Raw genomic sequence first — 12,986 nt, 5'->3', positions numbered from 1 at the left:
GGCTCAGTCGGCCGCCCGGATCGCGTCGAACACGCTGGGGTCCACCAGGGTTGAGGTGTCGCCGAGTTCGCGGCCGTCGGCGATATCGCGCAGCAGTCGCCGCATGATCTTGCCGCTGCGGGTCTTGGGCAGCTCCGGGACGATATGGACGTTGCGGGGCTTGGCGATCGGCGAGATCTCTACGGTGACACGCTCACGCAGTTCGTCGACGATCGTGCCGCCCACGTGAGTGTGCGATGCCGCCAGCACCACGAACGCGCAGATCCGTTGGCCGGTCTGCTCATCGACGGCGCCGACGACGGCGGCCTCGGCCACCGCTTCGTGACCGACCAGCGCGGACTCCACCTCAGCGGTGGAGATGCGGTGCCCGGACACGTTCATCACGTCATCGATCCGGCCCAGCACCCAGATGTCGCCGTCGGCGTCGTAGCGGGCGCCGTCACCGGCGAAGTACCAGCCCTGCTCAGCAAAGCGCGACCAGTAGGTCTCGATGAAACGCTCCGAGTCGCCCCAGATTCCGCGGGTCATCGACGGCCACGGCTGATCGATCACCAGGTAACCCGAAACCGGTTCCCCGGCTGCGTCATCCGGCGACAACAGATCACCGTGATCGTCGACGATGCGAGCGGAGATCCCGGGCAGCGGGGTCATCGCGGCACCCGGCTTGGCTGCGGCCACACCGGGTAGCGGGGTGATCATCGCCGCGCCGGTCTCGGTCTGCCACCAGGTGTCGACCACCGGGAGCGCGTCCGCGCCGATCACCCGCCGGTACCAGCGCCAGGCCTCCGGGTTGATCGGTTCGCCGACCGAACCCAACAGCCGCAGACTGGACAGGTCGTGAGCGTCAGGGACCTCGTGGCCCCACTTCATGAACGTGCGGATCAAGGTGGGTGCGGTGTAATAGATTGTCACACCATACTTTTCGATGATCTGGAAGTGTCGGTGCTGGTCGGGGAAGTCCGGAGTGCCCTCGTAGATCACCTCGGTGGCGCCGTTGGCCAGCGGCCCGTAGACCGCGTAGGTGTGGCCGGTGACCCACCCGACATCGGCGGTGCACCAGAAGACGTCGGAGGCAGCCTTGAGGTCGAAGACGTAGTGGTGGGTGTAGGCCGCCTGCGTCAGGTAGCCGCCGCTGGTGTGCACGATGCCCTTCGGCTTGCCCGTGGTCCCCGACGTGTACAGCAGGAACAGTGGCTGCTCGGCTTCGAACGCCTCCGGGGTGTGCTCTGGTGCGGCCGGATCCACCACGTCGTGCCACCACAGGTCGCGGTCGGGGTTCCAGGACACCTCCCCGCCGGTGCGGCGCACCACAAGCACATGCTCGACGCTCGGAGCATCCGCGACCGCCTCGTCGACCGCGGGCTTGAGCGGTGCCGGCTGGCCGCGGCGGAACTGCCCGTCGGAGGTGATGACCACCTTCGCCTCGGCATCGTCGATCCGAGAGCGCAGCGCGTGCGCGGAGAAACCGGCGAACACCACGGTGTGCAGGACGCCCAACCGCGCGCACGCCAGCATCGCGATGACCGCCTCGGGGATCATCGGCAGGTAGATCGCCACCCGGTCACCGGCGACCAGGCCGAGCCCGGTCAGCGCATTGGCGGCCCGGGAGACCTCGGCGAGCAGGTCCGCGTAGGTGATGGTGCGGGCGTCGCCGTCGGGCTCGCCCTCCCAGTGGATCGCCGCCCGGTCGCCGTGGCCGGCTTCGACGTGGCGGTCCACGCAGTTGTAGGCGATGTTGAGCCTGCCGTCGGCGAACCAGCGCGCGAACGGGGCGCCCGAGTAGTCGAGCACCTCGGTGAAGGGCGTTGCCCAGCTCAACCGGTTGGCCTGCTCGGCCCAGAACGCGAGCCGATCGGATTCGGCTGCGCGGTACAACTCGGGACCCGCGTTGGCCTGGGCGACGAACTCGGCGGCAGGCGGGTACGACGGCGCTGAAGCGGCAGGTGTTGCGGTCACGGTCAGGAGCCTAATCATCTCGGCGGTAGTGTCACAGCCCGTGACCACCGCGGAGGATCCACTCGCCCCGTTAGCTGCGCTGCCCGGTGTCTCCGAGGCCAGTGAGCAGGTACGCGACGAGCTGGCCCGGGTGCATCGGCATAAGACCAACATGCGGGGCTGGCCGGTCAGTGCCGCGGAGGCGTCCCTGCGGGCAGCGCGGGCGTCCTCGGTGCTCGATGGGGGTCCCGCGGCCGTGGACGCCGAATCGACCTCGGATCCGGTGTTCGCCGGGGCCCTGCGGGTGGCCCAGGCTCTGGAAGGCGGGGAGACCACCCTGGTCGAGGTGTGGCGGCGTGCGCCGCTGCAGGCCTTGGCCCGGCTGCACGTGTTGGCCGCCGCGGACCTCGTCGACGAGGAGCGCCTGGGCCGGCCCGAAGGCGGCGCGGCGGTCGGGCGCCGGCTGGAGATGCTGGCCGACCTGGCGACCGGCGGCACGTCGGTGGCCGCGCCGGTGTTCGCCGCGGTGGTGCACGGTGAACTGCTGACGCTCGCGCCGTTCGGCAGCGCCGACGGCGTGGTAGCCCGCGGCGCGGCCCGGCTGGTCACTATCGCCAGCGGATTGGACCGCCATGGGCTGGGCGTGCCCGAGGTGACCTGGATGCGCAACGCGCGCGACTACCGGCGGGCGGCGGCGGGCTTCGCGACCGGCTCAGCCGAGGGTGTCAGTGCCTGGCTGCTGCTGTGTTGCGGCGCGATGCGCACCGGAGCGCTCGACGCGCTGGGGATTGCTGAGGCGGGTCGCTAGGCGCTGATTCGGGCCACTTGAAGAGGTCCTGGAACGAACGAAGCGGGCGGCGTTCCGAATGATTCGGATCGCCGCCCGCTAGCACGGTACACGGTTACCAAGCGTCCAACTTGGGCTGCGTGGGTGGCCTCGGCGCTCCTGCGGTGTTCTTCGGCTGCAACCCCACCCAAAGGGCTGGCAACACCGATCACGTTCCGCAATTACGCAGGCCCGCAACACTTCTGCCATCTTCGCGGCTGTGGCTCCGCGTGGGTACCGCTCTCCGTACTGGGAAGTGCGGTTCGGGAGGTCGATCCTTCTCTTCCGGGTCGACCCTGGCCTTACCGGCTTCCGTGCTTCCTTTGTACTACGTGACGCACGACACAGCAAGGGTCAAACGCATCCGGCGTGTGTCGCGTCACCGGATTGTGATCAGCGATGTTTGCTGGAGGCCGGATCAAGGCACCAGTCGGCGCAGCAGAGAGTAGGTAAGCGCGCCGGCGGCCAGTGCGCTGACGCCGACCGCGGCAGTGGTGGCCAGCGCGGCGCCGGAGGGCGCGGGGATGCGGTCGCGCAGCGACACCGGTCGCGAGAAGGTCAGCACCGGCCAGCCGTTGGCGATCGCCTCTTTGCGCAGCGCGCGGTCGGGGTTCACCGCCGACGGATGCCCGACCACCTGCAGCATCGGTAGGTCGGTGATCGAGTCCGAGTAGGCATAACAGTGCTCCAGCGGGTAGCCCTCGCGGGCGGCCAGCTCGCGGATGGCCTGCACTTTGCCTTCGCCGTAGCAGTAGAACGCGATCTCTCCGGTGTACTTGCCGTCGGCGACGACCATGCGGGTCGCCATGGCGTGGGTTGCGCCCAGCGCCCGGGCGATGGGCGCCACGATCTCCTCGCCGGAGGCCGAGACCACCACCACGTCGCGGCCGCACAGTTTGTGATCGGCGATCAGCTCGGCGGCCTCGGCGAAGATCAGTGGGGTGACGATGTCGTGCATCGTCTCGTTGACGATCGCCTTGACCTGTTCCACGTTCCAGCCGGTGCACATGTTGGTCAGGTGGGCGCGCATCCGCTCCATCTGATCGTGGTCGGCACCGGACAGCAGCATCAGGAATTGCGCATAACTGGACTTGAGCACGGTGCGACGGTTGATCAGTCCCTGATCCATAAAGGGTTTGCTGAAGGCCAGCGCGCTGGACTTCGCAATGACCGTCTGATCGAGGTCCAAGAAGGCCGCTGTACGGGTTCGAGGTGCCGTAAAAGGTGCCGCAGGATCGGCCGGTGAGGTAGGCGCTGAGTGCGGCTGCGGGGTGGATGCGGTCACCGCCACAGCATAGGTGCGAGAGGTCTGCTAACCCCGTGCTACGGAAGAAAGAGCACTTCACACGTAGTGCGAGATTTAGGCCGCCATTTGATAGCAACACTTGCAAACACTTGCGCCGGACCGCCCTGTCGTGTGTATAGTGGCATTACTCGGCTTATGCTGAGGGTGTATCGGCCCGACCCCCCGGGGTTGATACGCGACGACCTCCGCCTCCTCCCCCCCTGGCGGGGGTCGTCTTTTTTAACCGGTAATAAGTTCGCCGGAGAGCCCTCACGCTGACTGGAACGTGTTACAGATCCGGCTTTTCATACGATTAGTTTGGTTTAATCCGTAATTCATAACTTCGAGTTATCCACAGTCCGAAATTTCATCCACACTCGCCGGGATCCGGGTGCCGTGACGGGGGTCGCCGCGCCACAGTGAGGCGGTGAACACAGCCACCGGCCTGTTGGCCCTCGTCACCCAACCGGTGCTGCGTGACGAACTGGACCGGGTGGCCGCGGCGGCGGGTACACGCGTCATTCACCTCGGTGCCGAGACGCCCAACCGCAGGGCCTGGTCGGCTGCCGCGGCCGTGGTGCTCGACGAGGAGGCTGCCGCGCGGTGCGGCCCGGCCCGGTTACCGCGCCGCCCCCACGTCGTCGTGCTCACCGGCGGCCAGCCCACCACCCACACCTGGCAAGCCGGCATAGCCGTCGGGGCGCAACGGGTGCTGGCCCTGCCCGCCGAAGGCAACGAGCTGGTGGCCGAGCTGGCTGAGGCGGGCGAAACGGTGCGTGATGGCGCACGCCGCGGCGACGTCATCGCGGTGATCGGCGCGCGTGGGGGAGCGGGCGCATCGGTGCTGGCGACGGCGCTGGCCCAGCGCGCAGGTGATGCGCTGCTGGTCGACCTCGACGCTTGGGGTGGGGGCATCGATCTGCTGGTGGGCACCGAGAACGCGTCCGGCCTCCGCTGGTGCGACCTGGCCCAGCACAGCGGGCGGCTGACCTGGCCGGCACTGCGCGAAGCGCTGCCCCGTCAGCGTGGGGTGAGTGTGCTGTCCGGCGCTAGCCGGGGCGACGCGGCCTACGAGGCCACTGGCGTCGACGCCGGTACCGTCGACGCTGTCGTGGATGCGGGCCGTCGCGGCGGGGTCACCGTCGTCTGCGACCTTCCCCGGGCGTTGGCCGATCCGGCCGAAACCGCGCTGAACGTAGCCGATCTCGTGGTGGTGATCAGCTCCTGCGACATACGGTCCTGCGCGGCCGCCGCCGCGATCGCACCACGGCTGCGCGCGGTGAATCCCCACGTCGGCTTGGTGGTGCGCGGACCGGCTCCCGGCGGTCTCCGGGCCGCGGAGGTGGCAGAGATCGTCGGGTTGCCGCTGCTGGCCGCATTGCGGGCCGAACCCCGACTGGCCGAGCGCCTCGAACACTCGGGTCTGCGATTGTCCCGCCGCTCTGCGCTGGCGGCGGCGGCCGGACGGGTCCTTGAACTGTTGCCGCAGCGGAAAGCCCTGGCCACATGAGGGATTCGCTGATCGACCGGGTCCGGGAACGCCTGGCATCAGAGTCCGGAGGGTCCTCGGAGCTGCGCCCCCAGGCGGTGGCCGCAGCGATCCGGGCTGAATCCGGTGGTGTGCTTGGCGATACCGAAATGCTTTCCAGCCTGCGGGTTCTGCAGACCGAACTGACCGGCGCCGGCGTGCTGGAACCACTGCTGTGCTCACCGGGCACCACCGACGTGCTGGTCACCGCCCCCGATGCGGTGTGGATCGACGACGGGGCGGGCTTGCGGCGCAGCGAGATTCGGTTCGCCGATGAAGCCGCGGTGCGACGGCTGGCCCAGCGGCTGGCGGTAGCTGCGGGTCGCCGGCTCGACGACGCCCAGCCCTGGGTCGACGGGCAGCTGCACGGCTTCAACGTCGGGGGCACCGGCGAGTTCACCGTACGACTGCACGCGATCCTGCCGCCGGTTGCCGCCGACGGGACGTGCCTGTCATTGCGGGTGCTGCGTCCGGCGACCCAAGACCTCGCCGCACTGACCGCCGCCGGCGCCATTGCGCCGCAGGCGGCCGCCCTGCTGTCCGACATCATCACCGCCCGGCTGGCGTTTCTGGTCTCCGGCGGTACGGGCGCCGGGAAGACAACCCTGCTGGCCGCTCTGCTCGGCGCGGTCAGCGAAGGCGAGCGGGTGGTGTGCGTCGAGGACGCACCCGAGCTGCAGCCCCGCCACCCGCATCTGGTCAGGTTGGTGGCCCGCGCGGCCAACGTCGAAGGCGCCGGCGAGGTGGGCCTGCGCGAGCTGGTCCGGCAGGCGCTGCGGATGCGGCCGGATCGGTTGGTGGTCGGCGAGGTCCGGGGCGCCGAAGTGGTCGACCTGCTGGCCGCATTGAACACCGGCCACGATGGCGGTGCCGGAACCGTGCACGCCAACAATTCGGCCGAAGTCCCGGCCCGCCTGGAAGCACTTGCCGCACTGGGTGGTCTGGACCGCGCCGGCCTGCACAGCCAACTGGCGGCGGCCGTCCAGGTGCTGATGCACGTCGCGCGGGACCGCGACGGCGTCCGGCGGCTCACCGACATCTCGATACTGCGCCGCACCGCCGCCGGGTATGTGCAGGCCGCGCCGGTGTGGCAGTTCGGACGTGGACTGACCGACCACGTCGCCGAATTCCGCGCCCTACTACGCGATCGGATGTCCGCGTGAGCGGCCCCGCGGTCGCAACGCTGGCGTTGGCCGCGGCGATGCTGCTCGGTACTTCGCCACGCCGCCGCATCACCCCGGCCGGCCGCCCGCTCCGCGGTGCCGTGGCGGGGCGGGCCGGCCGATGGAGCTGCATCGGCGCGGTGTCCGGGGCCGCCGTACTGGTCGCGCTGGTCCTGCCGCGCAGCGCGTGGCTGGCCGGAGTCGTCCTGGCAACCACCGTCGTCGTGCGACGTCGCCGTGGTCTGCGCCATCGTCGGGCCGTCGCGGAATCACACGCCCTGGAAACCGCACTGGATGCGTTGGCCGGTGAGCTGCGCGTCGGAGCGCATCCGGTGCGGGCGTTCGCTCTGGCGGCCGCCGAGTCCAACCACCCCGCGGTAGTAGCCGGCCTGGGCGGCGCCGCGGCTCGGGCGCGGCTGGGTGCCGATGTTGCGACCGGCCTGCGTGAGGCCGCCAGATCCTCGGCGCTGCCCTCGCAGTGGGCGCGGCTCGCTGCGTACTGGGAACTTGGGGGACAGCACGGCTTGGCGATTGCCACGCTGATGCAAGCCGCGCAACGCGATATCGCTGCCCGGCAAAGGTTCTCGGCGCGTGCCGAAGCCGGCATGGCCGGCGCCCGGGCCTCGGCGACGCTCTTGGCCTGCCTGCCGGTATTGGGTGTGCTGCTGGGGCAATTGATCGGAGCGCGGCCGATGGTCTTTCTGCTCGGCGGAACGGGCGGGCTGCTCTCGCTGATCGGGATAGGCCTGGTCTGCGCCGGACTGCTGTGGTCAGACCGGATCACCGCTCAGGCGAGCGGTGTTCTATGACCGCAGCCGCGATCTTGCTGGCTGTGGCGGTGCTCGCCGCAGCCGGACCGGCGACTGTGCGGGAGCGGGCCGGGCTACCTCGGCCAGAGCGTCCGGCGCTGCGGCGGGTAGTCCCGGGCTCCGATGCGCTGGCGCTGGCGGCCGACCTTGAGGTGTTCGCGCTCTGCCTGACCGCGGGGATGTCTGTGTCGGGGGCGGCTACGGCCACCGCCCGCCACGCGCCGCCGGCACTCGCGGCGGCATTGCGCCGCGGCGCGGACCTGCTGGCGCTGGGCGCCGAACCGGGCATTGCCTGGTCAGCGCCGAACGGTCCGGCTGCGGCGAGGCTGGACCCGACAACCACCGCGGTGCTGCGCCTGGCTCGCAGGTCGGGGTCATCTGGTACCGCGCTGGCCATTGGGCTCGGTGAACTTGCCGCGCAGTGTCGCGACGAGGCGGCGCATTCGGCGACGGCCGCCGCAGAGCGGGCCGGGGTGTTGATCGCTGGGCCGCTCGGATTGTGCTTTCTGCCCGCATTCGTGTGCCTGGGCATCGTGCCGGTCGTGGCCGGGCTGGCCGGTGACGTGCTGCGGTCGGGCTTGCTGTGATCGGGCCGGTGCGTCGCGGACCGGCCGCGAGAAAACCGGAAGAAGGTTACCGATGAAGGAGGGTGTGTGAGTACTCGGGTATCTCAGGTGCGCAACATGTTTCGCGTCCTGTCGTTGAAGATGGTGCTGCTGGCATCCGATGACTCCGGGATGTCCACTGTCGAATACGCGATCGGGACGATTGCTGCCGCGGCGTTCGGCGCGATCCTCTACACCGTGGTCACCGGTGATTCGATCGTGTCGGCACTGAACCGCGTCATCGGGCGCGCGCTGAACACCAAGGTCTGAGCGGTGGTGCGCGGCCATGCACGATTTGTCGACGATTCCGGAGCCAGCACGGTCGAGGCGGCATTCGCGCTGGCGGCCCTGGTCTCGGTGCTGGTGCTCTGTCTGGCCGGGATCACCGCGGTGTCCGCCCAGATCCGCTGCGTCGATGCCGCGCGGGAAGCCGCCCGGCTGGCCGCACGCGGAGACGCCGCCGCGGTCACCGCGGTGGTGGGACAGATCGCACCGGACGGCGCGGCGGTGCGGCTGCGCTCCGAAGGTGACGTGGTGGTTGCCCGTGTCACCGCTCGGCCGGTTCTGTTGCCCGGCATGGCGATCACCGCCGAAGCGGTCTCGGCGCTCGAGCCGTCGCGGTGAGGCCGGTGGGGCCACCGTGGCCGCGGCCGCGATGGTGGTGGTGCTGTTGAGCGTCACCGGCGGCGGCTTTGTGCTCGGTGCCGCGGTCATCGCGCGACACCGCGCCCAGGCCATCGCCGACCTGGCGGCTCTGGCCGGTGCGGGCCGAGTTCCGGCCGGGCCCGCCGGCGCCTGCGCGCAAGCCAGGATGCTGGGATCGCGGATGCACGCCGGTGAAATCAGCTGCACGGTCGACGGACTCGATGTGGTGATCACCGCCGCGATGCCGGTGCCCGGCTGGCGACTTGGCCCCGCCCGCGCGACGGCTCGCGCCGGGCCTGTCGGCTAGGGAGCTTCGACGGTGGCGCTCAGCCCAGCGTCCGCGAGTTCGGCCTCGGTGGGCAAGCGCAGCGCAATCAGCCCGGCCACGGTGCCCTCGTCGAGTTCCACCCGGTTCACCGTCACGTGGACCGGAGCCCAGCTGCCGTCCATCTGGCGCAGCCGCAGCACCCCGCTCGCCGGTGCCTGGGAGCGGGACAGGACGGTTTCCATCCGGGCGATCTGCACCTGGTCGTCGGGATGGACCCGGGAAACATCCGCCGGGCTGCGCCAGTCGTAAAACGGGCACGGCTCATCCAGCCACTTCAGCAGCCGCCGGTTGGCCAGATCGACCATGGCCCGGTGCACGCCCGGCTGGGCCAGCGCGTGCAGGATCTGCTGCGCCAGAAAGTCGGGGCGCTGCACCGCGCCGTCGAACTGGCCACGCCAGTTCATCCCCCGGGTCACCAGATGCTCCCGGCCGTCGGCAACGACCTCGCGGGCCGTGCGGACCACGAAGCCCACCCGAATGGTCTCCCCGTTGAAATCGGTGACATCCCAACTGCTGCAGATGGTCTGTCCGGGTTCGGCACGGATCGCCAGGGCCAGCACCTTGTTCTCGTTGGGGCTGAACTCGCGGGTGGGCAGCTCTTCGACGAACGCGCGGCCATGAGTGGCCTCCACCTCCGGGTCCTTGCCGCTGTTGGCCAGCGACTCCCTGGTGTCCGTGGCCACGCCCAGTGTCAGGTCCCACTTCAACGGGCCCGGGACGGGGCGCTCGGGTGGCTCCGTGTCGGCCGGCCCGGTCCAGACGTGCACGCCGTGCACCCGGCCATCGGACATCACCACCGGTTCGGTGCGGATAACCCGATCTCGGCGCGGAGTGATGCTGGCCAGGCTCTCCCCGGTCCGCACCGATTCGGCGATCGCGGTCTGAATCGCTGCCAGGTGTGGGCTGCGTCGCAGGAACTGAATGAGCGACACGAGGTTCTTCAGCTGGCGGCCCTGCGCGACGACTACCGGTTCACCCCCGAGGGTCTCTACCAGCAACCAGTCGTGCGCCATAGTTCGGGATTTTACGACTATCATCCTTTCTACCTGCCCCAACAGTGAAATATCTCCCGGATTTGAGGCAGGTTTTCCACGGTCCGCGCGTTTGCCAAGTTGCGGAAGATCCGGTGCAGCCGGTAACTTACGGCCGCATCCGGTCATGTACCGGTTTGGGAACGGATCGCATCTCTCGACCGTTCGTCTTACTGTCCCGCGTGTCCTTTCGCGTGGTGACGCCCGTCACTGCGATGCAGCTGACGGGGTAAGGGCTCGGGGGAGTCGGCCGTTCGGGGGGTCGGCCGACTCCCGCAGTCATCCAGAGCCCGTGTGCGAGCTGTCGAGGTTGCCGAGCACCAGCCGCAGCACTCGCACCGCACCTTCCTTATCCAACGGGTCATTGCCGTTACCGCACTTGGGTGATTGCACACACGACGGACAGCCGTGCGGACACTCGCAGGATTCGATCGCCTCCGCGGTGGCGGTGAGCCAGGTGGCCGCCGCACGGAATCCCCGCTCGGCGAAGCCGGCACCCCCGGGGTGACCGTCGTAGACGAAGACACTCGGCAGGCTCCCCAGCGCTTCCGGACCCACGGCGGTGGACAGGCCGCCGATGTCGCCGCGATCGCAGCTGGCCACCAGTGGCAGCAGCCCGATCGCCGCATGCTCGGCGGCATGTAACGCACCCGGGATGGCACGTTCGGCGACTCCGCAGGCGGTCAGCGCGTCGGCAGCAATGGTGTAGACCACCGCCATAGTCGGCAACGTCGCCGGTGGCACGTCCAGGTCGATGAAATCCAGCACCTCCCCGGTCGGCAGCCGTCGCAGATAGCCGACGATCTGGCGGGTCACCGTCACCGGCACCAGGCCGAGACTGACCGGGCCGAACCAGGCGCGTTCGCCTTCCCCCGTCACGTCGATGTCGGTGATCTCGCGTGCGAATGTGGCGTAGCCGGGATCCTCGGCATGCACGAACGCGATCTGACGCTCGACATCCAGCGAATCGACCAGATAACTCTCGCCCTGATGCAAATACACCGCGCCGGTGTGCACCGTGGCCGGCGCTCGCCCGGCATCGACGCTGCCGAGCAGTCGCCCGGTGTCGGCTTCCACGATCACCACCTGCCCACCGGCCGACCCGCGGATCTCCACCGTCGCGTGCGGGTCGAGCCCGGGCACCGGGAAGTACCGGTCAGAGCGCCGCCGCAACAATCCGTCGTCGACCAGGCTGTCGGCCAGCTGCGCGGCACCCAGCTGCGCCACTTCGGCGACGGTCAGCGGCAGTTCGACGGCCGCACACAGCAGCTGCGGCCCCAGGACATAGGGGTTGGCCGGATCGATCACCACCTGCTCGATCGGCTTGTCCAGCAGCGCCGCGGGGTGATGCACCAGATAGGTGTCCAACGGGTCGTCGCGAGCGACCAGCACGATCAGCGCCGTCTGGCCCCGCCGACCCGATCGGCCGGCCTGCTGCCAGAACGAGGTCACCGTGCCGGGGAAGCCGGCCATCACCACCGCATCCAACCCGGCGATATCGACCCCCAGTTCCAGGGCGTTGGTAGTCGCCAGGCCGTAGAGCTCGCCGTCGGCCAGCGCGCGCTCCAAGGCACGGCGATCCTCAGCCAGATAACCGGCCCGGTAGGAGGCGACCTTGTCGATCAGGGTCGGGGCGACCGATTCCAGCCGGGTGCGGGCCGCCAGCGCGGTGAGTTCCGCGCCTCGACGCGAGCGCACGAAGGTCAGGGTGCGTGCCCCCTCGGCGATCAGGTCGGCCATCACCCGGGCCGCCTCGGTGCCGGCGGCGCGACGCACCGGCGCGCCGTTCTCACCCGTCATATCGGTGCGTAGTGCCGGCTCCCACAGGGCCACCGTCCGGGCCCCGTGCGGCGAACCGTCCTCGGTGACCTCGGCGACGGGCTGTCCGATCAGCGCCGACGCGCTGGCGCCCGGTGACGCGGTGGTGGCGCTGGCGAAGATCACGGTGGGCCCGGCAGCCGCCCCCGGCGCCGCATAGCGCTCGCACAACCGCAGCAGCCGTCGCAGCACCATCGCCACGTGCGAGCCGAAGATCCCCCGGTAGTAGTGGCATTCGTCGACGATCACGAAGCGCAGCCCACGCAGGAAGGCCGCCCAGCGGGCATGGTTGCGCAGCAGTGACAGATGAATCATGTCCGGGTTGGAGAACACCCAGCGGGACCGTTCCCGGGCGAACCGGCGGATCTCGGCGGCGCTGTCGCCGTCGTAGGCGGTGGGTGCCACGGCTCCGGCCGCGCCACCCAGCCGGGGCACCGCCGCGGACAGGCTGTACGCCGCGCGCAGCTGATCGTGCCCCAGCGCCTTCGTCGGCGACAGATAGAGCACCCGGGCACGCGGGTCGGTCGCCAGGGCTTGCAGCACGGGCAGTTGATAGGCCAGCGATTTCCCTGACGCCGTGCCGGTGCTGATCACCACGTGACGGCCGGCGTGCGCCATTTCGGCGGCGGCCACCTGATGCGACCACGGCACCTCGATCCCGCGCCCGGTGAACGCGCTGATCACATCGGGCTCGGCCCAGTCCGGCCAGGCTCCGGAGTGGCCCGCCGACGCCGGCAGATCGGCCACGTGACGCAGCGGATCTTCACCGGTTTCGACCCCGGCGAGCGCGGCGGCCAGTAATTCACCGCCGAAATTCGCCGTCATTGGTCCCTTCCTCAATTGCCTGCTTTATGCGGCGGTCCCAGCTTCGCCTCTCTTACGTCGAGCCTCGCTGAACCGCCGGCCTCGAATGTCCGCCGCCGTATTGTTCACCCTTCGGCCGAGATTTCGGCACCGCAGTCTGTCCTCGGCGCGACGAACATGGTTGACTGATGGGCGGTCGTAGCTTCTGT

Annotated in this window: 12 protein-coding genes; 8 read left to right on the top strand and 4 right to left on the bottom strand. The window is 69.6% G+C overall.

The features are described from left to right. Positions 1-3: 3 nt before the first annotated feature. A complete protein-coding gene (gene acs / locus ACKY0X_RS20705; protein ID WP_409427515.1) occupies positions 4-1,974 on the bottom strand; it encodes an acetate--CoA ligase in 1,971 nt (656 codons plus the stop codon). Between the two features lie 22 nt (positions 1,975-1,996). Here acs and ACKY0X_RS20700 point away from each other — a divergent pair, with 22 nt between their 5' ends. Then, entirely contained in the window at positions 1,997-2,743 is a 747-nt protein-coding gene (locus tag ACKY0X_RS20700; RefSeq protein WP_046284850.1) for an oxidoreductase, read from the top strand. 436 nt (positions 2,744-3,179) lie between these two features. Here ACKY0X_RS20700 and ACKY0X_RS20695 read toward each other — a convergent pair whose 3' ends face one another. After that, positions 3,180-4,046: an HAD-IB family hydrolase gene (locus ACKY0X_RS20695; RefSeq protein WP_046284857.1), complete on the bottom strand. Its 867-nt coding sequence runs from the start codon at positions 4,044-4,046 to the stop codon at positions 3,180-3,182. 427 nt (positions 4,047-4,473) lie between these two features. Here ACKY0X_RS20695 and ssd point away from each other — a divergent pair, with 427 nt between their 5' ends. The 7 genes from ssd to ACKY0X_RS20660 all read left to right on the top strand — a co-directional run bounded on the left by ssd (position 4,474) and on the right by ACKY0X_RS20660 (position 9,103). Continuing rightward, on the top strand, positions 4,474-5,556 hold the full coding sequence (ssd, locus tag ACKY0X_RS20690) for a septum site-determining protein Ssd (RefSeq protein WP_409427514.1): 1,083 nt from the start codon (positions 4,474-4,476) through the stop codon (positions 5,554-5,556). Next, positions 5,553-6,737 (top strand): TadA family conjugal transfer-associated ATPase, encoded by a 1,185-nt coding sequence (locus ACKY0X_RS20685; RefSeq protein WP_409427513.1) that lies wholly within the window; start codon positions 5,553-5,555, stop codon positions 6,735-6,737. The genes ssd and ACKY0X_RS20685 overlap by 4 nt, the downstream gene beginning before the upstream one ends. Next, complete coding sequence (locus ACKY0X_RS20680; protein WP_409427512.1) at positions 6,734-7,546, top strand: type II secretion system F family protein; 813 nt, start codon at positions 6,734-6,736, stop codon at positions 7,544-7,546. Before ACKY0X_RS20685 ends, ACKY0X_RS20680 begins: the two co-directional genes overlap by 4 nt. Next, the gene (locus ACKY0X_RS20675) at positions 7,543-8,133 is read left to right on the top strand and encodes a type II secretion system F family protein (RefSeq protein WP_409427511.1); all 591 of its coding nucleotides are present in this window, start codon (positions 7,543-7,545) and stop codon (positions 8,131-8,133) included. Before ACKY0X_RS20680 ends, ACKY0X_RS20675 begins: the two co-directional genes overlap by 4 nt. Before the next feature lie 96 nt (positions 8,134-8,229). Continuing rightward, on the top strand, positions 8,230-8,421 hold the full coding sequence (locus ACKY0X_RS20670; RefSeq protein ID WP_024441735.1) for a DUF4244 domain-containing protein: 192 nt from the start codon (positions 8,230-8,232) through the stop codon (positions 8,419-8,421). Positions 8,422-8,424: 3 nt separating this feature from the next. Then, positions 8,425-8,775, top strand: a complete 351-nt coding sequence (locus ACKY0X_RS20665) for a TadE family type IV pilus minor pilin (protein WP_240175427.1) — start codon at positions 8,425-8,427, stop codon at positions 8,773-8,775. Between the two features lie 16 nt (positions 8,776-8,791). Then, positions 8,792-9,103 carry an Rv3654c family TadE-like protein gene (locus ACKY0X_RS20660; RefSeq protein WP_064888655.1) on the top strand — a complete coding sequence of 104 codons (312 nt, stop codon included), beginning with the start codon at positions 8,792-8,794 and terminating at the stop codon, positions 9,101-9,103. On the opposite strand, the gene ACKY0X_RS20655 is transcribed toward ACKY0X_RS20660, so the two are convergent. Then, entirely contained in the window at positions 9,100-10,137 is a 1,038-nt protein-coding gene (locus ACKY0X_RS20655) for a PAS domain-containing protein (protein WP_409427510.1), read from the bottom strand. The genes ACKY0X_RS20660 and ACKY0X_RS20655 overlap by 4 nt on opposite strands. A 297-nt stretch (positions 10,138-10,434) precedes the next feature. Then, positions 10,435-12,798: a DEAD/DEAH box helicase gene (locus tag ACKY0X_RS20650; RefSeq protein WP_409427509.1), complete on the bottom strand. Its 2,364-nt coding sequence runs from the start codon at positions 12,796-12,798 to the stop codon at positions 10,435-10,437. Positions 12,799-12,986 lie beyond the last annotated feature (188 nt).

Origin of the sequence: Mycobacterium sp. SMC-11, assembly GCF_046250095.1 — a bacterium.
GTDB classification, from domain to species: Bacteria; Actinomycetota; Actinomycetes; order Mycobacteriales; family Mycobacteriaceae; genus Mycobacterium; species Mycobacterium heraklionense_A.
This window is presented reverse-complemented; position numbering and strand designations above follow the sequence as displayed.

What these genes read in the sequence shown, in the direction of transcription:
- acs (WP_409427515.1), bottom strand. Translation starts at nt 1,974, where the DNA reads ATGATTAGGCTCCTGACCGTGACCGCAACACCTGCCGCTTCAGCGCCG.
- ACKY0X_RS20685 (WP_409427513.1), top strand. Translation starts at nt 5,553, where the DNA reads ATGAGGGATTCGCTGATCGACCGGGTCCGGGAACGCCTGGCATCAGAG.
- ACKY0X_RS20675 (WP_409427511.1), top strand. Translation starts at nt 7,543, where the DNA reads ATGACCGCAGCCGCGATCTTGCTGGCTGTGGCGGTGCTCGCCGCAGCC.
- ACKY0X_RS20670 (WP_024441735.1), top strand. Translation starts at nt 8,230, where the DNA reads ATGTTTCGCGTCCTGTCGTTGAAGATGGTGCTGCTGGCATCCGATGAC.
- ACKY0X_RS20655 (WP_409427510.1), bottom strand. Translation starts at nt 10,137, where the DNA reads ATGGCGCACGACTGGTTGCTGGTAGAGACCCTCGGGGGTGAACCGGTA.
- ACKY0X_RS20650 (WP_409427509.1), bottom strand. Translation starts at nt 12,798, where the DNA reads ATGACGGCGAATTTCGGCGGTGAATTACTGGCCGCCGCGCTCGCCGGG.